This is a genomic window from Pseudomonas asplenii, assembly GCF_900105475.1.
Taxonomy (GTDB): Bacteria; Pseudomonadota; Gammaproteobacteria; order Pseudomonadales; family Pseudomonadaceae; genus Aquipseudomonas; species Aquipseudomonas asplenii.
On the sequence record NZ_LT629777.1, the window covers coordinates 5,161,088 to 5,185,221 of the forward strand.

Annotated in this window: 24 protein-coding genes; 16 read left to right on the top strand and 8 right to left on the bottom strand. The window is 61.7% G+C overall.

Features of this window, described 5'->3' with window-relative positions:
• Window positions 1–262 precede the first annotated feature (262 nt).
• The gene (locus BLU37_RS22790) at window positions 263–1,087 is read left to right on the top strand and encodes an aspartyl/asparaginyl beta-hydroxylase domain-containing protein (RefSeq protein ID WP_090209166.1); all 825 of its coding nucleotides are present in this window, start codon (window positions 263–265) and stop codon (window positions 1,085–1,087) included.
• A 43-nt stretch (window positions 1,088–1,130) separates the two neighbouring features.
• On the opposite strand, the gene BLU37_RS22795 is transcribed toward BLU37_RS22790, so the two are convergent.
• Window positions 1,131–2,408 carry a serine/threonine transporter gene (locus BLU37_RS22795; protein ID WP_090209172.1) on the bottom strand — a complete coding sequence of 426 codons (1,278 nt, stop codon included), beginning with the start codon at window positions 2,406–2,408 and terminating at the stop codon, window positions 1,131–1,133.
• Between the two features lie 353 nt (window positions 2,409–2,761).
• Between BLU37_RS22795 and BLU37_RS22800 the strand changes: the two genes are divergently transcribed.
• Window positions 2,762–3,799, top strand: a complete 1,038-nt coding sequence (locus BLU37_RS22800) for an alpha/beta hydrolase family protein (RefSeq protein ID WP_090209175.1) — start codon at window positions 2,762–2,764, stop codon at window positions 3,797–3,799.
• 116 nt (window positions 3,800–3,915) lie between these two features.
• The gene (locus tag BLU37_RS22805; protein ID WP_010448189.1) at window positions 3,916–4,461 is read left to right on the top strand and encodes a DUF4946 domain-containing protein; all 546 of its coding nucleotides are present in this window, start codon (window positions 3,916–3,918) and stop codon (window positions 4,459–4,461) included.
• A gap of 74 nt (window positions 4,462–4,535) precedes the next feature.
• Here BLU37_RS22805 and BLU37_RS22810 read toward each other — a convergent pair whose 3' ends face one another.
• The 5 genes from BLU37_RS22810 to galU form a co-directional block, all read right to left on the bottom strand.
• The gene (locus BLU37_RS22810) at window positions 4,536–5,495 is read right to left on the bottom strand and encodes a quinone oxidoreductase family protein (protein WP_090209178.1); all 960 of its coding nucleotides are present in this window, start codon (window positions 5,493–5,495) and stop codon (window positions 4,536–4,538) included.
• A 34-nt stretch (window positions 5,496–5,529) separates the two neighbouring features.
• On the bottom strand, window positions 5,530–5,703 hold the full coding sequence (locus BLU37_RS22815) for a DUF1427 family protein (protein ID WP_010448184.1): 174 nt from the start codon (window positions 5,701–5,703) through the stop codon (window positions 5,530–5,532).
• A 104-nt stretch (window positions 5,704–5,807) separates the two neighbouring features.
• Window positions 5,808–6,575 (bottom strand): AraC family transcriptional regulator, encoded by a 768-nt coding sequence (locus BLU37_RS22820; RefSeq protein WP_090209182.1) that lies wholly within the window; start codon window positions 6,573–6,575, stop codon window positions 5,808–5,810.
• Window positions 6,576–6,577: 2 nt separating this feature from the next.
• Window positions 6,578–7,936: a glutathione-disulfide reductase gene (gene gorA / locus BLU37_RS22825; protein ID WP_090209185.1), complete on the bottom strand. Its 1,359-nt coding sequence runs from the start codon at window positions 7,934–7,936 to the stop codon at window positions 6,578–6,580.
• A gap of 134 nt (window positions 7,937–8,070) precedes the next feature.
• Window positions 8,071–8,910 carry a UTP--glucose-1-phosphate uridylyltransferase GalU gene (gene galU, locus BLU37_RS22830; protein WP_010448179.1) on the bottom strand — a complete coding sequence of 280 codons (840 nt, stop codon included), beginning with the start codon at window positions 8,908–8,910 and terminating at the stop codon, window positions 8,071–8,073.
• Window positions 8,911–9,190: 280 nt separating this feature from the next.
• Between galU and BLU37_RS22835 the strand changes: the two genes are divergently transcribed.
• Both BLU37_RS22835 and BLU37_RS22840 read left to right on the top strand, forming a co-directional pair.
• A complete protein-coding gene (locus BLU37_RS22835) occupies window positions 9,191–9,373 on the top strand; it encodes a hypothetical protein (protein ID WP_010448177.1) in 183 nt (60 codons plus the stop codon).
• Between the two features lie 12 nt (window positions 9,374–9,385).
• Window positions 9,386–9,667 carry a hypothetical protein gene (locus tag BLU37_RS22840; protein WP_010448175.1) on the top strand — a complete coding sequence of 94 codons (282 nt, stop codon included), beginning with the start codon at window positions 9,386–9,388 and terminating at the stop codon, window positions 9,665–9,667.
• A gap of 19 nt (window positions 9,668–9,686) precedes the next feature.
• Here BLU37_RS22840 and BLU37_RS22845 read toward each other — a convergent pair whose 3' ends face one another.
• Complete coding sequence (locus BLU37_RS22845) at window positions 9,687–10,046, bottom strand: hypothetical protein (RefSeq protein ID WP_010448173.1); 360 nt, start codon at window positions 10,044–10,046, stop codon at window positions 9,687–9,689.
• Between the two features lie 211 nt (window positions 10,047–10,257).
• Between BLU37_RS22845 and BLU37_RS22850 the strand changes: the two genes are divergently transcribed.
• The 10 genes from BLU37_RS22850 (at window position 10,258) to traD (ending at window position 21,480) form a co-directional block, all read left to right on the top strand.
• Complete coding sequence (locus tag BLU37_RS22850) at window positions 10,258–10,563, top strand: DUF1883 domain-containing protein (protein WP_090209188.1); 306 nt, start codon at window positions 10,258–10,260, stop codon at window positions 10,561–10,563.
• Between the two features lie 41 nt (window positions 10,564–10,604).
• Window positions 10,605–10,766: a hypothetical protein gene (locus tag BLU37_RS29275; RefSeq protein WP_162173939.1), complete on the top strand. Its 162-nt coding sequence runs from the start codon at window positions 10,605–10,607 to the stop codon at window positions 10,764–10,766.
• 9 nt (window positions 10,767–10,775) lie between these two features.
• Window positions 10,776–11,438: a DNA oxidative demethylase AlkB gene (gene alkB / locus BLU37_RS22860; RefSeq protein WP_019362393.1), complete on the top strand. Its 663-nt coding sequence runs from the start codon at window positions 10,776–10,778 to the stop codon at window positions 11,436–11,438.
• Between the two features lie 135 nt (window positions 11,439–11,573).
• On the top strand, window positions 11,574–12,638 hold the full coding sequence (locus BLU37_RS22865; protein ID WP_090209191.1) for an NAD(P)H-dependent flavin oxidoreductase: 1,065 nt from the start codon (window positions 11,574–11,576) through the stop codon (window positions 12,636–12,638).
• 275 nt (window positions 12,639–12,913) lie between these two features.
• The gene (modA, locus tag BLU37_RS22870; RefSeq protein ID WP_010448163.1) at window positions 12,914–13,681 is read left to right on the top strand and encodes a molybdate ABC transporter substrate-binding protein; all 768 of its coding nucleotides are present in this window, start codon (window positions 12,914–12,916) and stop codon (window positions 13,679–13,681) included.
• Window positions 13,682–14,362, top strand: a complete 681-nt coding sequence (gene modB / locus BLU37_RS22875; protein ID WP_019362396.1) for a molybdate ABC transporter permease subunit — start codon at window positions 13,682–13,684, stop codon at window positions 14,360–14,362.
• A gap of 3 nt (window positions 14,363–14,365) precedes the next feature.
• Window positions 14,366–15,454, top strand: a complete 1,089-nt coding sequence (gene modC, locus BLU37_RS22880; RefSeq protein ID WP_090209194.1) for a molybdenum ABC transporter ATP-binding protein — start codon at window positions 14,366–14,368, stop codon at window positions 15,452–15,454.
• 70 nt (window positions 15,455–15,524) lie between these two features.
• A complete protein-coding gene (locus BLU37_RS22885) occupies window positions 15,525–16,592 on the top strand; it encodes a DNA topoisomerase IB (protein ID WP_090209196.1) in 1,068 nt (355 codons plus the stop codon).
• Entirely contained in the window at window positions 16,589–19,222 is a 2,634-nt protein-coding gene (locus BLU37_RS22890) for an MGH1-like glycoside hydrolase domain-containing protein (RefSeq protein ID WP_090209199.1), read from the top strand. Before BLU37_RS22885 ends, BLU37_RS22890 begins: the two co-directional genes overlap by 4 nt.
• A gap of 155 nt (window positions 19,223–19,377) precedes the next feature.
• Window positions 19,378–21,480 carry a type IV conjugative transfer system coupling protein TraD gene (gene traD, locus BLU37_RS22895; protein ID WP_090209201.1) on the top strand — a complete coding sequence of 701 codons (2,103 nt, stop codon included), beginning with the start codon at window positions 19,378–19,380 and terminating at the stop codon, window positions 21,478–21,480.
• Between the two features lie 5 nt (window positions 21,481–21,485).
• On the opposite strand, the gene gabP is transcribed toward traD, so the two are convergent.
• Complete coding sequence (gene gabP, locus BLU37_RS22900; protein WP_019362399.1) at window positions 21,486–22,892, bottom strand: GABA permease; 1,407 nt, start codon at window positions 22,890–22,892, stop codon at window positions 21,486–21,488.
• A 298-nt stretch (window positions 22,893–23,190) separates the two neighbouring features.
• Between gabP and BLU37_RS22905 the strand changes: the two genes are divergently transcribed.
• Window positions 23,191–23,940: a TIGR03747 family integrating conjugative element membrane protein gene (locus tag BLU37_RS22905; RefSeq protein ID WP_090209204.1), complete on the top strand. Its 750-nt coding sequence runs from the start codon at window positions 23,191–23,193 to the stop codon at window positions 23,938–23,940.
• Window positions 23,941–24,134 lie beyond the last annotated feature (194 nt).

Below are 24,134 nucleotides of genomic sequence, written 5' to 3' on the forward strand. Positions count from 1 at the left end.
TGTTGGGGTCGGATATCCAATCCCCGATAATCAATGACTGCATACACGAACCGCATTAAATAAATTGTTAAGAAACCTTACAAAACAGTAACATTTGATACGATTATCCATCGCCCGAACTTCTATCATGCTAGGTACCGTAATACCGACACGGCCTGCTGATCCGGGCAAGCCGTCGCCTCGGTCACGGTTTTCCCTGGGTTCCAACGCGCCATTCCGGCGCCCGCCACACCTGACGCATTCGCTCTAAGGGAGCAGGTTCATGAGTATCCTCAACATCCGCAAGAAAATCGTCTCGCTTCTCTGGACGCTGGGCGTGCTCCTGATCATCTACTGCTTCCCGAAAACCGTCTTCGGCTTTCTCGCGCTAGTGGTGGTCTGCGGCATCTACGATTTCCTGCGCAATGGTATCTACACCGCTGAACTGGCGAAGAAATACTTCATCGGCAGCGGTCGCAACACGTGGGTGTTATCGCCGTTCAACACCCTGTTCGACCTGCTGAGCCGCCGCAACCGTGGCGTTTACCGGATGCAGGACCTGCCCGAAGACTGCCAGCGTGAACTGCAGCAGGTCATCGACCGGGCCATGTCCCACAAGGACGAGATCATCGAGTTCCTCGACGGCCGCATGGCCCAGAACAAGCGCGGGATGCTGTTCTTCCAGTGGTACGGACGCAAGATCGACACCGAGCTGGATATCGCTGAACTGCAACAGAAGTATCCCTACGTGAAGACCATCGGCGTCTCGGTGTTCAACGCCAACCAGTCGACCTCGTTTCACTTCGGCCCGCTGCGCATGATGTTCCGCGTGCTCTACAACATGGCACCGGCGCCCCATCATGACGGCGTTTACATCCAGTGCCGCAAGGACAAACACTTCTGGCACGACGATCCGCTGTTCATCTTCGATGACACACTGCTGCACGCCTCGTTCAACAAGAACGACAGCAAGCGCTACTGCCTGTTCATCGACATCGTGCGGCCGTCGCGCATGCCATTCATTCTGCGTGGGGTGATCGCCGGTTTCGCAGGGGCGGTGTTCGCCCTGCGCCGGGTGTTCTACAAGAACTGGAAGCTGATTCAGTAGGACTTGGCAGGAGCCGGTTTACCGGCTCCTGCCAGGGATGGGATCAAGCCGAAAGCGAGTAGATCAGCGCCGAAATCGACACCAGCCCCACCAACGTCACAAACAGGTTGGACAGTTTGCCCGAGTACTGGCGCATCGATGGGACACGACGGATCGCATACATCGGCATCAGGAACAGCAACGCGGCGATGATCGGTCCGCCCAGGGTTTCGATCATGCCCAGGATGCTCGGGTTCAGCGTTGCCACCAGCCAGCAGACCACCAGCATGAAAGCCGCCGTCATACGGTCCAGCGCCTTGGCACCCGGCTTGCGACCGCTCTTGGCGATCAGTCCCTTGAGACCTTCACTGGCACCGATGTAGTGGCCCAGAAACGACTTGGAGATCGCCACGAAGGCAATCAGCGGCGCGGCGAAGGCGATGGTCGGGTTGCTGAAATGGTTGGCCAGGTACGACAGGATCGACAGGTTCTGCGCCTTGGCTTCAGCCAACTGCGCAGGTGACAGGGTCAGCACGCAACTGAACACGAAGAACAGCACCATCACCACCATCAACGCGTGAGCGCGGGACAGTATCTGGCTGCTGCGTTCCTCTGCATGGGCACCATGCCGACGCTTCTGGTCAACCGCGAAGGCCGAAATGATCGGCGAATGGTTGAACGAAAATACCATCACCGGAATCGCCAGCCACAACGTATGCAGCAGGGCCGAAGGCTCGGGCAGGCTGCTCGCCGTGGCGAGAATGCCACCGTTCCAATGCGGAATCAGGTACACCGCCAAAAACAGCAAGGCGACAATGAACGGGTAGACCAGCATGCTCATCGCCTTGACGATCAGTTGCTCGCCACACCGCACCACCGCCAACAGGCCGAGGATCAGCACCAGCGACAGAATCGCCCGCGGCGGCGGCGCGATGTGCAACTGGTGTTCGAGGAAGCTGCCTACGGTGTTGGTCAGGGCGACGCTATAGATCAGCAGAATCGGAAAGATCGCGAAGAAATACAGCAGAGTGATCAGCGCGCCGGCAGTGAGGCCGAAGTGCTCTTCGACCACTTCGGTGATGTCCGAGCCATCACGCCCGGAAAGCACGAAGCGGGTCAAGCCACGGTGGGCATAGAACGTCATGGGGAATGCCAGCAGCGCCAGGATCAGCAGCGGCCAGAAACCGCCCAAACCTGCGTTGATCGGCAGGAACAGGGTTCCGGCCCCAATCGCCGTGCCGAACAGGCCCAGCATCCAGGTAGTGTCGTGGCGGCTCCAACTGCTCAGTACAGCGGGAGCCGATTCATAGCGTTCATCGACGCTGTTGGCCTGGTCATTCATCCGGTCGAATCTCCGTTAGCCGGTCATTACCACGCGACCGGGACGGAAAAACAGCTTATTGGCAGCGCCCCGGCCATAAGAGGGGCGCGATTGTCCGGGATTATGCTTGAGAAGCAAAGGGTTAGCTGAGCAACGGTTGGCTGTATCGGCGTTTTTGCAAGCATCTGCAACGTGCCCCGTCACCGTTTTCCGGGCCAGTTCAGCCATTTTTCGGCAGATTCAACCCGGCAATGACCGAGGAGCGACAGTGCGCCGACCGGTTATACTGCCGCGCCCGTTCAAGCCAATGCTTGAGCCATGACTCAAGCCGCTCACGGGCAGGAAGCCTACTTTCACCGACAAGGACATCCCCGTTGAAAACCCCTCTCTGCGTTTTGCTTCTGCTCTGCCTGGTCCGCACCGCAGTCGCGGCCGATACCACGATCGGCTTCCAGGAGTCCGAGTTGCGAGACACCCACCTCGACCGACCGTTGCAGATGGTGGTCTGGTATCCCGGCGCAACCACCGAACAGCCAGTATTGATCGCCGACAACTCCGTGTTTGTCGGCGCCCCGGCGATCAAAAACGCGGCACCGGCTGGCGGCACGCATCCACTGGTGGTGATTTCCCACGGTTTCGGCGGCAACTGGGGCAACCAGACCTGGCTGGCCAGCGCCCTGGCCCATCAGGGCTACATCGTCGCGGCGGTCAACCATCCGGGTAGCACCAGCAAGGACCGCAGCCCTCAAGCCGCCGCACAATTATGGCAACGGCCGGTCGACCTCAGCCGTGCCATCGATGCGGTCCTGGCCGAGCCGCAACGGTTTGGCGTGGTGGACAAGCAGCGCATTGCCGTGGTTGGCCATTCGCTCGGCGGCTGGACCGCCATGGAAATCGCCGGGGCGCGTTTCGATCCGGATCGCTTCGACCAGGACTGCAAGACCCACTCTGAATTGTCCAGTTGCTCGGTGTACCAACAGATGGCGTCCACCAGCACCCCGGCCTTGAAGACTCGGCTGGCCGGCGATCTGCGCGACAAGCGCGTCACGGCGATCGTGGTGCTGGATCTGGGCCTGTCACGCGGCCTGACCGACGCCAGCCTTGCGGCCATGAAAGTACCGACACTGATCATTGCCGCTGGCGTGCCGTCTACCGAGCTGCCCGCCGAGCTGGAGTCGGACGACCTTGCCCGCCGCCTGCCCAAAGCCCTGATACAACACGTGAAAATCGGCGAAGCCAGTCATTTCACCTTCATGGCCACCTGCAAGCCGGGCGCCGAAGCCCTGATCGACGAAGCGTCGCCGGGCGAAAGCTTCATCTGCCGGGATGGTGAAGGTGCCCGTCCGCGGGAAACCCTTCACCAACAGATCAGCTCATTGATCGTCGGGTTCCTGGCACAACCGCCCCGCTAGGTGCCACCCGGGATCAATACCCGGGGCTCGACCTGCACGTAGAAGATTCGGCAAAATCCGATAAGATATTGATACACTGTAACAATATCTTATCTTCCTCCCGGCAGTCTCCGTCCATGACCCCTGTGCAATCGCGTGCCTGTTTCACCGCCCTGCTCCTGCTGCTGTGTGGCTCATCGGCCGTGGCCGACGACCTGATGATCACCTGGCCTGGCGACTGGGAAGTGCAGACCCTGCCACCCGCGCAGAATGCCGCCGGCGAGGTCATCAGTGGCCTGCGCCAGCGCGCCGTGAAGAACGATGCCAACGGTGATCCGCTGATGGTCATGGAACTGACCCAGTCGGCGCTGACTCCCGGACATGAGGTCAACCTGCCCGGCGTACTGCTGGAAATGCGCAAGGCGGTGCAGAAAAACTTCGTCGAACGCGGTTTCATGAGCGTATGCAACCACATCCACGACAGCACCCTGGGTGGCATGCCGGCAGTGGAAACCACCTGCACCATTACCCAGAACGGCGGCCACGTGATGACTCAGACCCTGGTCGCCGCAGCTCGCGAAGGCAAGGCCTATTCGCTGCTGTACGCCGGCTCCGCAGACGGTTACAAGGCGCAGGAAGCGGCAGTCAACGGCATCCGTGCCAGCCTGCACCTGGAACCCTGATATCTATCAGTGGAGTGCTCGCGGCTCAGCGCGAGCCTGTTCCCAAACCGTTGCGCAACAGGGTCCAGACGCTCTCAAGGCAGCAGAATCACCTTCTCGCTGCTGCCCTGATTGACCTCGGCATACCGCGCCGGCCCCTCTGCCAATGGCGACTCGCGCAAACCCGACGGCAGCTCCAGCAGCCCTTCATCGAAGAAGCGACCGAATTGCTCGAGCATCCGTGCACACGCCTCGGTGCCGTAGAGCAACGAATTGATACCCACCACCGAACCACCCTTGCGGTACAAGGCCAATGCCGGCAACTGCACATGCCCATCGACCGGAGCGGCAATGATCGCGATGCGGCCGAACGGCGCCAATGCCGCGACCGCCGCCGGCAGCCAGAAACCGGTGGTGTCGAAAATCACCTCGGCCCCGCCGGGAAAAACGCCATTGACCGACGCCGCCAGGTCCTCCGGCTTATCCAGCACGATCGCCTCGAAGCCCCTGGCTTGCAGCGCCCTGGCCTGCTCCGGCCGACGCACCGCCGCCAACACCTGCGCTCCGCGAATCTTCGCCAGGGCAATCGTCGCGCTGCCGACCGCGCCATTGGCGCCAATCACCAACAGGCGCGTTTCAGCCTTCACCAGGCTGCGCTCCAGGGCATCCCAGGCCGTGGTGTAGGGAACTCCGAGACTGGCCGCCTGGGCGAAACTCAAATGTGTCGGCTTGAGCGCCACGCCCTTGGCCGACAGGGTCAGGTACTGTGCGTGGGAACCATCGCCGGTGAAGCCCAGTTCCTTGCCGCTACCCCAGACTTCCTGGCCGAGCAGCGCCTGCGGCCCCTCGACCACCACTCCGGCGAAATCGCGACCGGGCACCCTGGGCAAGGTGGTGTAGGAGAAACGGCCCAGCACGTTCTTCACATCGCTGGGATTCAGGCCAGCCGCCTTGATCTGCACCAGCACCTCGCCAGCAGCGGGTACGGGCATCGGCAACTCGGCCAGTTGCAGTGCCGAGAGGTCACCGGTCTTCAAAAATTGCAGGGCTTTCATAGAGTGCGCATCCAGACAGGGAACGGAAAGAGTTTCAGGACAACCAGCCAGCCACCAGTTGCTTGCCCAGCGGCCAGGCCTTTTCGCCCAACTGCATGCCCAGCAAGCCAACCAGGGCCACGGCGGGAGGTGCCGGGGAACGGAAATCGAGCCCGCCGTAAAGCAGCCCGACTGCAACGCCGATGACGAGAGAAATCAGATAGCTCATGATGAAATCCAGGCTCCAGGAAGGAATGCCTGCAGTCTATGACCGGCCAACAGAGGGAATCGGCCAAAGACTTCTGGATATCGGTCAAACGCGGAAGAAGCGGCTCAATCGATCGGATAATGCGAAGGCGAGATGCCCAAGGCGCGGCGAAACATGTCGCTGAAACTGCTGGGTGAATACCCCAGTGAACGGGCGATGCGACTGACCGGCACGCCCTGGATCAACTCCGCCACGGCCGTCGCCAACTGCACCTGACGGCGCCATTCGGCGAAGCCCATGCCCAGTTCCGCCTGGAACAGCCGCGCCAGGGTACGCACACTGGCACCGGCGGTCTCGGCATGCTGATCGAAGGAAATCGCCAGCGACGGCGCACTCATCACCGCCTGGCACACCGTCAACAGACGACGGTCACTGCCGGAAGGCAAAGCGACTTTCAGCATCGAACGCCGTGCCCGCCGCAACTCCAGCAGCGCCAGGTTGGCCAGCGCCTCGTAATAGTCGCGCCGAGCCTCGTCGGCCTGCTCCACCAGGCCAATGATCAACTCACGCAGCAGACCACCGACCTCGATCACCTGCACCGTGCTTTCAAGGGTGTTGGCCAGAGACGGACGCAGGTAGATATTGCGCATCTGCAAATCCGAAACCACCCGAATGCCATGGCAAACCCCAGGGGGCAGCCAGACGGCCCGCTGTGGCGGTACTGCCAGGGCCTCATCGGGCGTTTCGACCCACATCACTCCGGACATCGCATACAGCAACTGCCCCCAAACATGCTCGTGGGGCTCGATGTACAAGCCCCTCGGGTAGGTCCGGGCCAGTGGTTGCACGGGCCGGTTGGTGTCGCTGAGGTCGGGCGGTGCGGCCAGTGCCATGATCAGCCTGCGACAGGCGTACGCATCGTGACGAACTCTTCGGCCGCCGTCGGGTGCACGCCGATGGTTTCGTCGAAGTGTTGCTTGGTCGCACCGGCTTTCAGCGCAATCGCCAGGCCCTGGACGATCTCGCCGGCGTCCGGTCCGACCATGTGGCAACCCAGAACCTTGTCGGTACGGGCGTCCACCACCAGCTTCATCAGGGTCTTTTCCTGGCACTCGGTGAGGGTCAGCTTCATCGGCCGGAAGCGGCTTTCGAAGATTGTCACGTCATGGCCCTGCTCTCGCGCCTGCTCTTCGGTCAGGCCGACGGTGCCGATATTCGGCTGGCTGAAGACTGCGGTCGGGATCAGGTTGTAGTCGACCGGACGATACTGCTCGGGTTTGAACAGCCACCGGGCCACGGCCATGCCTTCGGCCAGGGCCACCGGCGTCAATTGCACGCGACCGATCACATCGCCCAGGGCAAGGATCGACGGTTCTGCAGTCTGGTACTGCTCGTCGACCTCGATGAAGCCGTGCTTGTCCAGCTTCACTCCGGTGTTCTCCAGCCCCAGGTTGTCCAGCATCGGACGCCGCCCGGTGGCGTAGAAAATACAATCGGCGATCAACTCGCGGCCATCCTTGAGCGTGGCCTTGAGGCTGCCGTCAGCCTGCTTGTCGATACGCTCGATATCGCTGTTGAACTGCAGCTTCAAGCCTTGCTTGGTCAGTTCTTCGGCCAAGTGTTTACGCACGGCGCCGTCGAAACCGCGCAGGAACAGGTCGCCGCGATACAGCAATTGGGTATCGGCGCCCAGACCGTTGAAGATACCGGCGAACTCGACGGCAATATAGCCGCCGCCGACCACCAGAATGCGCTTGGGCAGTTCCTTGAGGAAAAACGCTTCATTGGAACTGATGGCGTGCTCATGCCCTGCAATCTCCGGGATCTGTGGCCAGCCACCAGTAGCAATCAGAATGTGCTTGGCGCTGTAGCGCTGGCCGTTGACCTCGACCTGATGCGGATCGACCAACTTGCCGTGGCCTTCGAGCAGGGTGACACCGCTGTTGACCAGCAGGTTGCGATAGATGCCGTTGAGGCGGTTGATTTCCTTGTCCTTGTTGGCGATCAGCGTCGCCCAGTCAAAGTTCGCCTCGCCCAACGACCAGCCAAAGCCCTTGGCCTGTTCAAATTCCTCGGCGAAGTGCGATCCGTAGACCAGCAACTTCTTGGGCACGCAGCCGACGTTGACGCAGGTCCCGCCCAGATAACGGCTTTCAACCACCGCCACCTTCGCCCCGAAACCGGCGGCAAACCGCGCCGCACGTACACCGCCGGAACCGGCGCCAATCACAAACAGATCAAAATCGTAGGCCATTTCTATCTCCTCGGCAGGCATACAGCATAACCGCTGTAGCCTCTCTGGTCAGTTAGCCATTACATAAGGGCGCACAACAAAAAAGCCACCCGAAGGTGGCTTTCTTTACGACGAGACGACGAAGTCGGCAGCTATCAGTAAGCCTTGCCAGTCTTGTAGAAATTCTCGAAGCAGAAGTTGGTCGCGTCGATATAGCCTTCAGCGCCACCGCAGTCGAAACGCTTGCCTTTGAACTTGTAGGCAATCACGCAGCCGTCCTGAGCCTGTTTCATCAGGGCGTCAGTAATCTGGATCTCGCCGCCCTTGCCTGGTTCGGTCTGCTCGATCAGGTTGAAGATGTCCGGGGTCATGATGTAACGGCCGATGATCGCCAGGTTCGATGGTGCATCTTCCGGCTTTGGCTTCTCGACCATGTTGCGTACGCGGTACAGGTCATCACCGATCAGGTCGCCAGCGATCACACCGTACTTGCTGGTTTCCTGTGGGTCGACTTCCATGATCGCAACGATGGTGCAGCGGTACTGCTTGTACAGCTTGACCATTTGCTTGAGTACGCCGTCGCCGTCCAGGTTGACGCACAGGTCATCCGCCAGCACCACGGCGAACGGTTCGTCACCGATCAGTGGACGGCCGGTCAGGATGGCGTGGCCCAGGCCTTTCATTTCGGTCTGACGAGTGTAGGAGAACGAGCACTCGTCCAGCAGGCGGCGGATACCGACCAGGTACTTTTCCTTGTCGGTGCCCTTGATCTGGTTTTCCAACTCGTAGCTGATGTCGAAGTGGTCTTCCAGTGCGCGCTTGCCGCGGCCGGTAACGATCGAGATCTCGTTCAAGCCAGCGTCCAGCGCTTCTTCAACGCCGTACTGGATCAGTGGCTTGTTCACCACCGGCAGCATTTCTTTGGGCATGGCTTTAGTCGCTGGCAGGAAGCGAGTACCGTAACCGGCTGCTGGGAACAAGCATTTCTTGATCATATGAGTCCTTAAAAAGGGCGGTGTGTACGAGTTTCGGCGCAGTCTAATCAGGCGGCAGTCACCTTACAATGCCCCGCTGATAGCATACTGACGTCAACATAGAGAAAAATCGCGGCAGATAGTTCCAAAACATTGGAAAATTGTCCGATGCCCGGCAGGGGCAGACCCCGACGCTCCCTGTCCAGCACACTGCCGACGAATTGATTCTAGCGGCAGATAGCGGTTCGTGCCGGGTTCTGCGCTATCATCCTGACATTCCCCTGATGAGTGAGATGGATCGATGTCGGCAGCAAAGAAAGTGAACGGTTACCTGATTACCCAAGCGGCAGATGGCCAATGGTGGGTTGCCGGTGACGACGGCGAGCAGATTGCCGGACCGTTCGCGACCGAGGCCCTGGCCAGTGAAGTCGCCTCGGTGTTCGAAGACACCCCTGCCCCGTCTGCCAAACGTCGCGAAAAATAAAGGCTGAATGACATGAAGCGTTTTCTGGCACTGCTCGCGGTACTGGCCCTGGCGGGATGCGCAACGGCCTCCAAAACCTACCTGAACAATGGTCAACAAGGTCTGGAAATCGACTGCTCCGGCGAGGCGATGTCCTGGGCCAAATGCTACGAAAAGGCCAATGACTCCTGCGCGGGCACTGGCTACACCATCGTCGGCACCGACGGCACTCCGCAACCCAAGGAGAGCGACAAGACCCTCGGTGTGGATGTCGGAAATTTCAAGAGCCGCAGCGTCATCGTCATCTGCAAGTGACCCGGGCGTTCAGGCCAGCTCAGGGCTGGCCTGAAATACAACGGGTTGCCGCATCCAGGACCGCACTGGAGCGCAACGGGTTGTTCGACATACTCTCGTAGAGCCGGATGCTGCTGCCGTTGGAGCGCTCTTCGATGTCGAGCAGCGCAGCCGGCGAAGTCGACAGGCGATCGCGTACCACCATCTTGATTCCGTTCTTGTGCGGGGTCATCAACGATGGACCACGACTCTTGTTCAGAATGGTGTCCACACAATGAGCGTATTCATTAGGCTTCTTGCCCGATATCACATTCAGCGTCGGCGGCGTCTGCTGAATATCCGAAACACTTGCACACCCCCCCAACGCCAGCACCACAGCGATCCAAGTGCCCCACTTCATGAAAAACCCTCCAATAAAGACGCTCCGACAGCATCAACACGAATTTTCTCCCTGGTGGCGTAGAATTTAACCCAACTTCTATGGCGACAAAGCAGTGTAATCCGTCAGACTTGTTACCCTACCCGCAGAATTAACCCATCGTAGCCGCAAAATCGTGCTGCGCTACGTGCTATCTTTTTGATTTTGTAGAAAAAGCCTTCTGGAGGCGGTCATGAAATTCATCCACCAGCGCGAGCACCTCAACGAAGACGACATTGTCGTGATCGAGTGCTCCCAGAACTGCAATATCCGCCTGATGAGCGATGCCAACTTTCGCAGCTTCAAGAACGGCGGTCGTCACAGCTATCACGGCGGCGCCTTCGACACCTTTCCCGCGAGGATCACCGTACCCAGTACCGGCTTCTGGAACATCACGCTGGACACCGTGGTCACCAAACGGGCGATCAGTGTCACCCGCAAGCCGACCATGAAGCATTCGATCCGCATCATCCGCCGCTCCAGCTCGAAACTGCGCTGAGTCCAGGCACTGCCCCTCCTTCTTACATGAGTGGAATGACCGTGACTACCCGATACGTCATCAAATACACCCTCAACGGCGAACGCCGTTTCGAATTCGCCCAGTTGGAAAACGGCACTGAAGCCGAGGCCCGCACCGTGCTGGAAGCGATGCATGGCGCAGACGATGTGATCAGCGATGTGAAAGTCAGCAAGGCGCTGTAAGACATACGCATGAGCCTCGATCTGTTTGCCGATGAAGACCTGCGGCAACCCGAACGCCACGAGCGGATCGGCGAACAATCCTGGGTACTGCGTGGCTTCGCCCTGCCCCGGGTCGAGCACCTGCTCCCCGCCCTGCGTGAGGTCATCCGCCAGGCGCCGTTTCGCCAGATGGTCACTCCGGGCGGTTTCACCATGTCCGCCAGCCTGAGCAGTTGTGGCGCCTGGGGCTGGACCAGCGACCGCCACGGCTATCGCTACAGCGCTCTCGACCCACAAAGCGGCCTGCCCTGGCCGGCCATGCCCGAGGTGATCCGGCAACTGGCGGTGGACGCGGCCGAGGCTGCAGGGTTCGAAAACTTCGCGCCCGATGCCTGCCTGATCAATCGTTATGTGCCGGGGGCCAAGATGTCCTTGCATCAGGACCGTAACGAACGCGACCTCAACGCCCCGGTGGTATCGGTTTCGCTGGGCCTGCCGGCGATGTTCCTGTTTGGCGGCCATGACCGTGCCGACAAGAGCCAACGCATTCCATTGCTGCATGGCGACGTGGTGGTCTGGGGTGGCGTCGACCGCCTGCGCTTTCACGGCATCCTGCCGATCCGGGAGGGCCACCACCCCGTTTTGGGCGCGCAACGCATCAACTTCACCCTGCGCACTGCCGGCCAGCCTTGATCGGCGGGTTCTGATTCGCCGTCATCGGGCAAGAGTCTTTTACCAAACCGTCACTGGCCTTGCCGCTGGCATTCCTGATACAAGCTTGTGTTGTTCTCGTCTTAATCCCTTTATCTGCCCCGGAGAGAAGTCGTCATGAGCAACTGGCCCGATACCCGCCTGCTTGACCTGTTCGGCATCCAGCAACCGATCATCCAGGGCCCCATGGCCGGTGCAACGACGCTCGCCATGATGGTCGGCGTCGCCAAGGCGGGAGGCCTGGGCTCGTTGCCTGCCGCCATGCTGACCCCGGAACAGATCCGCCAGCAGACCGAAGCGTTTCGCCGCGCGGTCCAGGCGCCCTTGAACATCAACTTCTTCTGCCACCAACCGCCCACACCGGATCCGGAACGGGAGAAGCGCTGGAAGGAGCGCCTGGCGCCCTACTACCGTGAACAAGGTCTGGACTTCAATGCGCCGACACCCGTCTCCAGCCGGGCACCGTTCGATGAAACCAGTTGCCAGTTGGTGGAAGAGCTGCGCCCGGAGATCGTCAGCTTTCACTTCGGCCTGCCGCCCAAGCCCCTGCTCGATCGGGTCAAGGCCACCGGCGCGCTCGTCATTGGCTGCGCCACCACCGTGGATGAAGCACGCTGGCTGCAGGAACGCGGCTGCAACGCGATCATCGCCATGGGCAACGAAGCCGGTGGCCATCGCGGGATTTTCCTCAGCAACGATCTCAACACCCAGGTCGGCACCATCGCGCTGGTGCCGCAGATCGTCGATGCGGTGAAGGTGCCGGTGATTGCCGCTGGCGGAATCGGCGATGCCCGGGGGATTGCCGCAGCCTTCATGCTGGGTGCCAGTGCGGTGCAGTTGGGTACCAGCTACCTGTTCACCCCGGAAGCGAAGATCTCGGCATCTCACCAGCAGGCACTGCGCACAGCCAAGGAAAGCGAGACGGCCCTGACCAACCTCTTCACCGGCCGGCCGGCGCGCGGGATCATGAACCGGGTCATGCGTGAGCTGGGGCCGATCAGTGACATGGCGCCAGCGTTTCCATTGGCTGGCGGCGCGCTGATGCCCCTGCGGGCCAAGGGCGAAGCGGACTTCAGCAACCTGTGGTCGGGCCAGGCGCTGCGGCTGGCGGTGGAACTGCCTGCCGAGGAGCTGACCCGGCAACTGGCGCAACAGGCATTGACCAGGCTAAAGGGCCATTGACCTCATGGAATGGCCGCCTCCGGCGGATCGCCAGCAAGCCGGCTCCCACGAGTATTTCTGTGTACGCAGAATGTGTGCCCGGCGCAGTATGAATGTGGGAGCCGGCTTGCTGGCGATCCGCCCAGGGCGGCCATCCAACCGTGTACCAACCCTTCCGCTCGCCATGGCCATGAAATCGCTATATATTTCACTATATAGCGATTCATCTCATTCGGCGTCGCACACAACTTATAACAAACGACGCCAGCGCCAAGACCTTTGAACGGAGCTGCTTCATGATCCCTCGTGCCTCACGCCTTGCCCCGACCTGCCTGGCCGCCCTGCTCGGGATGTTCGCCGTCGCCTCGGCCCAGGCCGACGAAGTGCAGGTGGCGGTCGCCGCCAACTTCACCGCGCCGATCCAGGCCATTGCCAGCGATTTCGAGAAAGACACCGGGCACAAGCTGGTCGCCGCCTATGGCGCCACCGGCCAGTTCTACACCCAGATCAAGAACGGCGCACCATTCGAAGTGTTCCTCGCCGCCGACGACACCACTCCGGCCAAGCTGGAGAAGGAAGGCGAGATCGTCGCCGGCTCACGCTTCACCTACGCCATCGGTACCCTGGCGCTGTGGTCGGCCAAGGACGGTTACGTCGATGCCAAGGGCCAGGTGCTCAAGGACAACCACTACCAGCACCTGTCCATCGCCGACCCGAAAGCTGCGCCCTATGGCCTGGCCGCCACCCAGGTACTGGCCAAGCTGGGCCTGACCGACAAGGTCAAGGACAAGCTGGTCACCGGCCAGAACATTACCCAGGCTTACCAGTTCATCTCCACCGGCAATGCCGAACTGGGCTTCGTCGCCCTGTCGCAGATCTACAAGGACGGCAAAGTCACCAGCGGTTCGGCCTGGATCGTCCCGGCCGATATGCATGAAGCGATCAAGCAGGACGCGGTGATCCTCAACAAGGGCAAGGACAACGCCGCCGCCAAGGCACTGGTGGAATACCTCAAAGGCCCGAAAGCCGCAGCCATCATCAAATCCTACGGCTACACACTGTAAATGCCACTCGACAGCAGCGACCTCGCGGCGATCTGGCTGACGCTGAAACTGGCGTCACTGACCACGACAATCCTGTTGCTGATCGGGACGCCAATCGCCCTGTGGCTGGCCCACACCCGATCCTGGCTGCGCGGCCCGATCGGCGCGGTGGTGGCCCTGCCGCTGGTACTGCCGCCGACGGTGATCGGCTTCTACCTGCTGCTGGCCTTCGGGCCCCACGGGTTCATCGGGCAGTTCACCCAGGCCATTGGCCTGGGCACCCTGACCTTCAGTTTCACCGGGCTGGTCATCGGCTCGGTGATCTACTCGATGCCGTTCGTGGTGCAACCTCTGCAAAATGCCTTCAGTGCCATTGGCACCCGTCCCTTGGAAGTGGCGGCAACCCTGCGCGCCAATCCCTGGGACACCTTCTTCAGCGTGGTCCTGCCCCTGGCACGACCCGGCTTCGTCACCGCCGCGATCCTCGGCTTCGCCCACACCGTCGGCGAGTTCGGCGTGGTGTTGATGATCGGTGGCAATATCCCGGAGAAAACCCGCGTGGTTTCGGTACAGATCTACGACCACGTCGAGGCCATGGAATACCTCCAGGCCCACTGGCTGGCCGGAGCCATGCTGGTGTTCTCCTTCATCGTGTTGCTGGCACTGTACTCAAGCCGCAAGACCCGGATGGGCTGGAGCTGAGCCATGACCTCGTCGATACAGGTGCGCCTGCAACGGAGCTACCCGGCATTCAGCCTGGATCTCGACCTGCACCTGCCCGGACGCGGCGTCACCGCGCTGTTCGGCCACTCGGGCTCGGGCAAGACCACCTGCCTGCGCTGCATCGCCGGCCTGGAAAAGGCCCCGCAGGCGTTTATCCAGATCAACGACGAAATCTGGCAGGACAGCGACCGCCAGCAGTTTGTCCCGCCGCACAAGCGTGCCCTCGGCTACGTGTTCCAGGAAGCCAGCCTGTTCCCGCACCTCTCGGTGCAGGCTAACCTGACGTTCGGCCTGCGGCGTATTCCCCGCGCCGAGCGACGGGTAGACCTGGCCCAGGCCTGCGAACTGCTGGGCATCAGCCACCTGCTGGAACGCCACCCGCAACACCTCTCGGGCGGCGAACGCCAACGCATCGGCATCGCCCGCGCGCTGCTCACCAGCCCGAAGCTGCTGTTGATGGACGAACCCCTTGCCGCACTCGACAGCCAGCGCAAAAACGAGATCCTGCCCTACCTCGAACGCCTGCATGACGAGCTGGAGATCCCGGTGCTCTACGTCAGCCATTCCCAGGATGAAGTCGCGCGCCTGGCCGACCATATCGTTCTGCTCGCCGACGGCAAGGCACTGGCCAGCGGCCCGATTGGCGAGACCCTGGCGCGGCTCGACCTGCCCCTGGCCCTGGGCGATGATGCCGGCGTGGTGATCGCCGGCCAGGTCAGCGCCTACGACGCGGATTACCAACTGGTCACCCTGCAACTGCCCGGCAGTGCGTGGAGCATGCGCGTGGCCCATGCCCCATTGGCCATTGGCAAGCAACTGCGTTGCAAGGTCCAGGCACGGGACGTGAGCCTCAGCCTGCAGGCGGAAGAACACAGCAGCATCCTCAACCGCCTGCCCGTGACCGTGACTGGCGAAACCGCCGCGGACAACAGTGCCCATGTACTGGTCAGGCTCGATGCCGACGGCAGCCCGCTGCTGGCGCGGATCACCCGTTACTCGCGCGACCAATTGCAGCTGCGGCCCGGGCAACGGCTGTGGGCGCAGATCAAGGCGGTGGCCGTACTGGCCTGATAAAAGGCACCTCTGGACACGGCTGCGGTCCATCAGTCATACCGCCTGATTTTCTATCAAGGACGCCGCCATGCCCGATGCTTCAGCGCCCGTCGAACTGCCTGCCGAGCTGCATTACGTCGACGACACCCAGCCTGGCATCCGCCGCAGGAAATCGCGCAACCGCTTCGCCTACTTCACCGCAACCGGAGAACGCATTCGCGACCCGCAGGAAATCCAGCGCATCAATGCGCTGGCCGTGCCGCCGGCCTACACCGATGTGTGGATCTGCGCCGACCCGCAAGGCCATCTGCAGGCAACCGGTCGCGATGCCCGGGGCCGCAAGCAATACCGTTATCACCCGCGCTGGCGGGAGATCCGCGACCAGGACAAATACGCGCGGCTGCTGGCCTTCGGCAAGGCGCTCCCGAAGCTGCGGCAACAATTACAGCACATCCTCGCAAGACCCGGCTTCAACCGCGACAAGGTCATGGCCACCGTGATCAGCCTGCTCGACGCCACTCTGATCCGCATCGGCAACAGCCGCTATGCCCGGGAAAACCGTTCCTACGGTCTGACGACCTTGCGTAACCGTCATGTCGAGATCAACGGCAGCGCAATGATCTTCCAGTTTCGCGGCAAGAGCGGCGTCGAGCACCGAGTCACAGTCAAGGACCGGCGCCTGGCCACGGTGCTCAAACGCTGCCTGGAACTGCCGGGCCAACACCTGTTTCAATATCTGGACGAAAACGGCGAGCGACATGTCGTCACTTCCTCGGACGTCAACGCCTGCCTGCATGAGCTGACCGGCGCCGACTTCACCGCCAAGGATTTCCGCACCTGGGCCGGCAGCGCCATGGCCCTGGCCATGTTGCGCGAACTACAGTGGGAACCGGAAACCGAGGCAAAGAAACAGATCGTCGAAATGGTCAAGAGTGTTTCCAGGCAGTTGGGCAATACCCCGGCCGTCTGCCGCAAGTGCTATATCCATCCAGGTGTCCTTGAAGCCTTCGTCCTTGGCGAGTTGGCCGAACTGCCCAAGCCGCGGATGCGCAAGGGATTGCATCGGGAGGAAGTCAGCCTGGCGATGTTCCTGCAGGCCAGACATGAGGCTGCTGTGGCGCAGACAAAACACCCTTCGCAACGGAGTCACCGATGACGGAAAAACCTGCGGCAAGCGCTTTCGATACCGTTGAAGGCCAACGTCTCAAGGGCGAAAACGCCAGCGAATGGCGCGAATGGGGCCCCTACCTCAGCGAGCGGCAATGGGGCACGGTGCGCGAGGACTACAGTGCCGACGGCGACGCCTGGGCCTACTTTCCCCACGACCATGCCCGCAGCCGGGCCTACCGCTGGGGCGAGGATGGCCTGGCCGGATTCTCCGACAAGTCCCAGCACTGGTGCCTGGGCCTGGCCCTGTGGAACGAACACGACCCCATTCTCAAGGAGCGGCTGTTCGGCCTGACTAACGCCGAAGGCAACCACGGCGAGGACGTCAAGGAGCTGTACTTCTACCTCGATGGCGTTCCCAGCCATGCGTACATGCGCATGCTCTACAAGTACCCGCAGGCCGCCTTCCCCTACAACGACCTGGTGACGGAAAACGCCCGCCGCGGCCTCGGTGATGCCGAATACGAGATCCTCGACACCGGCGTGTTCGAGGACGACCGTTATTTCGATGTCACGGTCGAGTACGCCAAGCAGGGCCCGAACGACATCGTCATGCGGATCAGCGTGCACAACCGCTTCCACCAACCCGCCCGCCTGCGGGTATTACCGCAACTCTGGGCGCGCAACGACTGGAGCTGGAACGAGCATGCCCGGCGGCCGAGCCTGAGCCTGCTGGGTGAGCGGGTCGACGCCCGGCACCCCGGCTGCGACCCGATGCAAGCCAGCGCCTGGGGCGATGCGCCTTTCGAATGGCTGTTCTGCGAGAACGAAACCAACACCCGCCGCCTGGAAGGTTCGCAGGCCGACGGACCGTTCAAGGATGGCATCAACGACCATGTGGTCAGCGGCGCCCCAAGCACTCGCCGGGACAGCGGGACACGGGTGGCCGCGCACTTCTGCCTGCAGCTGCAAGGCGGGGAAACCCGCACGGTCCATCTGCGCTTCGCGCCACCCGAAGCGCCCCAGATCAATGCCCGTCGCCTGTTCGAAACCCGTCGCCAGGAGGCCGATGATTTCTACGCGGCCCTGCAGGACGGACTCACCGACGCCGATGCCCGCCTGGTCCAGCGCCAGGCCCTGGCCGGCCTGCTGTGGTCCAAGCAACTCTACTACTTCGACGTAAACCAGTGGCTCGACGGCGACCCGGCCCAACCACGGCCGCCAGCCGAGCGCTTGACTCGACGCGACAGCCACTGGCGACACCTGTCGAACTTCGACATCGTCTCCATGCCGGACAAATGGGAGTACCCCTGGTACGCCTCCTGGGACCTGGCTTTCCAGGCCGTGGCCTTCGCCCTGATCGATCCGGGCTTTGCCAAGCAGCAACTGCTGCTCCTGGTCAAGGATCGCTTCATGCACCCCAACGGCCAGTTGCCGGCCTATGAATGGAGTTTCGATGATGCCAATCCGCCCGTGCATGCCTGGGCCTGTTGGCAGGTCTACCAACGGGAGAAGCAACTGACCGGCAGCGGCGACCAGGATTTTCTCGAACGGGTCTTCCACAAGCTGCTGCTGAACTTCGCCTGGTGGGTCAACCGCAAGGACGCTGAAGGCCGCAACCTGTTCCAGGGCGGCTTCCTGGGGCTGGACAACATCGCCCTGTTCAACCGCTCCGACGACCTGCCCCCCGGTTACACCCTCGACCAGGCCGACGGCACCGCCTGGGTAGCGGCCTACGCCCTGGACATGATGCGCATCGCCCTGGAACTGGCCAAACACAATGCGGTGTACGTGGATATCGCCGTGAAATTCTTCGAGCACTTCCTGTACATCGCCGGGGCGCTCAATCGGGTCGACGACAGCGCCGAAGGGCTCTGGGACACCCAGGACGAGTTTTTCTATGACGTGCTGCAGCACCCGGACGGTCGCAGTGAGCCGGTACGCCTGCGCTCCATCGTCGGGTTGATGCCGTTGTTCGCCGTGCTGGTGCTGGAAGAACGTGAACACCAGGACCTGCCCGGCCTGCGCAACCGACTGTTGGGCTTCATGCACCACCGTCCGGACCTGGCAGCATTGGTTTCACGCTGGAACGAACCGGGAGACGGCAACCGTCTGTTGCTGGCATTGCTACGTGGCGAACGGACCAAGAACCTGCTCAAGCGCATGCTCGATGAAGCCGAGTTTCTTTCCGAATTCGGCATCCGCTCGATGTCCCGCGTGTTCGCCGACCAACCACTGGCGATGCAACTCGAAGGCAAGAGCCTGAGCGCCCGCTATCAGCCGGCAGAATCCGATTCGCGGCTGTATGGCGGCAACTCCAACTGGCGTGGGCCGTTGTGGATGCCGATCAACTACCTGCTGATCGAATCGCTACGTGAGTTTCACCGCTATTACGACGACCACTTTTCGGTGGAGTACCCCAGCGGCTCCGGTTACCTGGCGACCCTTGAAGAAGTGGCCGACGGGCTGGGCCGACGACTGACCTCACTGTTCCTGCTCGACGAAGACGGCCGCCGCCCGGCCATGGCGGCCTACCCGCAGTTGCAGGCCGATCCGGCGAGCCGCGACCTGGTGCTGTTTCACGAGTACTTCCACGGTGATAACGGGCGCGGCCTTGGCGCGTCCCACCAGACCGGCTGGAGTGCGCTGGTGGCGTTACTGCTGCAGCCGCGCCGCTGATCCGATCCAGGAAGTCGTATGGCGGGTAGAACAGGCCATGGCGGGTGACAGACTGCAACGGGCAAACCCTCGCCGCCGATGCCGGTTTTGCTGCTGCACCGCCCCTGCGGCTCTGCCACCGTGCGCCTTCAAGGTCAGCACGGAGAGCCAGGATCATGACCCAACAACATACCGTCGAAGTGCTGCTGCGCCCTGCCGTGGAACTGTACACCGTCGCGGTGTGCCTGCTCGGTATCGGCGTCTGCCTGTTCGCGCCCTGGGTGCTGGGTCTGACACCGTTGTTCGGTGCCGTGACGGCACTCCTCTATCTGGCTCTTGGCTGGTGCCGTCTGCGCCAGGCGCTGACAGTGTTGCGCTTTCGCCGCAATATCCGCCGCCTGCCGCGCTATGTGATCACCAGCCACTGCATCCCGGTCAGTCAGCAGCGACTGTTTGTCGGCATCGGTTTCAAATGGGAACAACGCCATACCCAAAGATTGATGCAGACCTACCGTCCGGAGTTTCGCCGCTATGTCGACCCCGCTCCGCTGTTCCAGCAGGCTCGCCGCCTGGAGCGACGTCTTGAGCATGCGACCTTTCCCTGGAGCCTGATCCCCCGCCTCACCGCCTGGGACAGCCCACTCAACCCGGTCCGTCCGCTGCCCCCCGTAGGCGGTTCTGCCCGCCTGCACGGCGTAGAACCCAGTGAGGTCGAGGTTTCCCTGCCGCTCGGTGAGCGCGTCGGCCATAGCCTGGTGCTGGGCACCACACGGGTCGGTAAAACCCGCCTGGCCGAGCTGTTCATCACCCAGGACATTCGCCGGGTCAAACAGGGCGACGCAGGCCCGGAGTTCGAACCGGTCATCGTCTTTGACCCCAAGGGCGATGCCGACCTGCTCAAGCGCATGTATGTCGAAGCCCGCCGCGCCGGACGCGAGAAGGAATTCCATGTCTTTCATCTCGGCTGGCCGGATGTCTCCGCCCGCTACAACGCCGTCGGCCGCTTCGGGCGAATCTCCGAGGTCGCCAGCCGAATCTCCGGGCAACTCAGCGGCGAAGGCAGCAGCGCCGCGTTTCGCGAGTTCGCCTGGCGTTTCGTCAACATCATCGCCCGGGCCCTGGTGGAACTAGGCACCCGCCCGGACTACCTGAAGATCCAGCAGCACGTGATCAACATCGATGCCTTGTTCATCGACTACAGCCACTATTACTTCACCCGCCATGACCCGGACGCCTGGGAATCGATTGCCAGCCTCGAAGGCAAACTCAACGAAAAGAACACTCCGCATAACCTGCGCGGCCGCCAGCCACGGGTGACGGCGATCGACCAGTACCTCTCACGCACCCGGATCGCCGACCCGGTGCTGGACGGCCTGCGTTCCGCCGTGCGCTACGACAAGACCTATTTCGACAAGATCGTCGCTTCGCTGCTGCCCTTGCTGGAAAAACTCACCACCGGACGCATGGCCGAACTGATCTCCCCCGACTACAGCGACCTCGACGACCCCCGGCCGATCTTCGACTGGATGCAGGTGATCCGTAAACGGGCGGTGGTGTATGTCGGGCTCGATGCGCTGTCCGATCCCGAGGTGGCCGCAGCGGTGGGCAACTCGATGTTCGCCGACCTGGTCTCGGTGGCCGGCCATATCTACAAATTCGGTGTCGATGACGGGCTGCCCGATGCCGACCGCGAACAGAAGATTCCGATCAACCTGCACGCCGACGAATTCAACGAACTGATGGGCGAAGAGTTCATCCCGATGATCAACAAGGGCGGCGGCGCCGGCATCCAGGTCACGGCCTATACCCAGACCCTCAGCGACATCGAAGCGCGGCTCGGCAACCGCGCCAAGGCCGGCCAGGTGGTCGGCAACTTCAACAACCTGTTCATGCTGCGGGTGCGGGAAACCGCCACCGCCGAACTACTGACCCGGCAGTTGCCCAAGGTCGACGTCTACTCGACCACCCTGGTCAGCGGCGCCACCGACAGTTCGGATGTCTCGGGCAGTACCGACTTCACCAGCAATACCCAGGATCGAGTCAGTTCCACCAGCGTCCCGCTGATCGAGCCGGCACACATCGTCAGCCTACCCAAGGGCCAGGCCTTCGCCCTGATCGAAGGCGCCAACCTCTGGAAAGTCCGCATGCCCCTGCCCGCCCCCGACCCGGATGACTGCATGCCCAAGGACCTGCAGACCCTGGCTACGCACATGCGCAGGCGTTATGTCGACGGTGGTGGCGAGTGGTGGAGCGCCTCGACAGCCCCCAGCTCATCCTGATCGGCCTAGGCTTCCCCTGCCAGCGCAACCTCTTCAAGCGGCCGATGCTGACGCGCCGTCACCAGGCCGATAAAGGAAATCGCCAACGCCAGGACGATGGTCGAGGTCACTTCCGTGCGGTGCTCGGGCGTGATCATCATCACCGCCAGCGCTGCACAGATGAAGACGATTACCAGATAGGTCAGCCACGGAAACAGCCACATGTGGAAGGCCAGTTCGATGTTCTGCCGCTGCAACCGTCTGCGCATGCGCAGCTGTGATATCGCAATCACCAGATACACCAGCAAGGCGATGGCCCCGGAACTGGCCAACAGGAAGTCGAACAGGCCAGCGGGGGCGAAGTAGCTGAACAGGGTCACACCGGCACCGAGCACACTGCTGGCGATGACCGCCGCGCGTGGCACACCGGCCAACGACGTACGCTTCAGCGGCCGGGGTGCATCGCCGCGCCTACCCAGCGAAAACAGCATGCGCGAGGCAATGTAGATCGACGAGTTCATGCAACTGGCCACGGCGATCAGCACCACCGCGTCCACCATGAATTTGGCATGGGGAATGTTCATCAGCTCCAGTGCCCGCTGATAGGACCCCACCGACGTCAGGTGCGGGTCGTCCCAGGGCACCACGGAGATGACCACGAAGATCGACAGCAGGTAGAACACCCCGATGCGCCAGATCACCGAGCGCGTCGCCTTGGCGATGTTCTGTGCCGGGTTGTTGGATTCGGCTGCGGCAATGGTCACCGCCTCGGTGCCGATGAAACTGAACATGATGGTGATGAACGCACCGACCACCGCCGACAGGCCGTTGGGGGCAAAGCCGCCGTGCTGCTCCATGAGCCGGCTCAGACCGCTGGCCTCGCGCTCGGGAATCCAGCCCATCAGCACCGCAAAGCCCAAACCGATGAAGCCGATGATCGCCACGACCTTGGCCATCGCGAACCAGAATTCGAACTCGCCATACTTGGACACGCTGAACAGGTTGGTCACCACCAGCAGCACGATCGACAGCAAGGCGAACAGCCAGGCATCGACCTGCGGGAACCATTGGTTCAGCACGTGCCCGGCAGCAAGGGCCTCGATCGGAATCACCAGTACCCAGAACCACCAGTAGAGCCAGCCGATGGTGAAACCGGCCCAACGGCCAATGGCCTGGTCGGCGTAGGTCGAGAAGGAACCGGTGTCCGGATTGGCGACGGCCATCTCGCCGAGCATGCGCATGACCAGCACGACCAACAGTCCGGAAAACAGATAAGCCAGCATCACCGCAGGACCGGCCGCAGCAATCGCATGCCCCGAACCGACGAACAGACCGGCGCCGATGATCCCGGCAATGGACAGCATGGTGACGTGGCGCGGTTTGAAACCCTGCGCCAACTGGCCGTTGGAATCCTTGGGGTGCGGGCTATGCATTATTTTTCTTCCCTGATGTGTCGCAACGAGACGGCACGCCACTTTACGGATTTTCAGCAGAGAGTAAATGTCCTGAGCGCGTCGCCCACCGCTCTGATCTCGACATGCGGCGCGGTACTACGAGGCTCATCTGCGGCGGATGCCAGAACCCTGCAACCCTGATCCAGTTTCCTTGCGGTGACAACCCTACGGCTGTGTAAGCGTGTGCTCATCGCCGCGTGGGCACATCGGGAGACCTGGCTCTCCCTGCCGCCCCGTTGCCGGCGTCTCTCGATCAATCCCTTGAGTACAGACGGCCATGGCAAGCACCACTGAAACGGCAAGAAACCAGCAGGCCTATCGTGAAAAGGGCTTGATCAGCACGTTACTGGGGCTGCCCTTCGCCTTCCTCGGCATCCTGATGGTCGCGTTGTTTTTCAGCATTGTCAGCGAATGGATCGGGCTGTTCTTTTTCTGGCCGCAAGCAGGCTGGCGCCACTCCCAGGACATGCTGAACAGCGAACTCGCGTGGATCTCGGCCACCTACCACGACAGCCTGTGGCTCGATGACGTCGGGCAGAGCGCCCGGCGGATCATCGTACTGACCTACGAGTGGTGCTTCGAGCAAACCGGGCTGATCCACTGGATCAACCGATCCGCCGAGCAGGCTCGCCTGAATAACCGGCAAGGTGTGGGGTTGCTGCATTACCTGGGGCGCGCCTATGTGCACATCGAGGATTACGGGCTGGCGGCGGTGTATGCCGTACTGACCCTCCTGGCGCGCGTCATGATCCTGCTCCTGAGCCTTCCTCTGGTGCTGAGCGCCGTCTTCACCGGAGTGGTGGATGGCCTGGTACGCCGGGACCTGCGGCGCTTTGGTGCGGGGCGAGAGTCCGGTTTCATCTATCACCGCGCCAAGCGGCTGATAATCCCGCTGTGGGTCGCCCCCTGGATCATTTATCCCGCACTGCCGATCAGCGTGAATCCACTGTTGATCCTGTTGCCTGGCGCGATTGCCCTGGGCCTGATCGCGAGCATCGCGGTGGGCAGCTTCAAGAAGTACCTCTAAAGGACTCATCGTCCGCTCAAACAGGTTACCGGGCATACGGATCTAAGCCTGCCCGCCCTCATAAAGACCTGGATTTGTCCCCGAGTGCCTTACTTTTATTCGGAGCGACAGGTAAAGCTTTGAGCTTTACCGCCGAAGCAGTTGAACTGAACAGAATAGGGCCAGGATAGGCTCATATCGGGTCATCTTTGGCT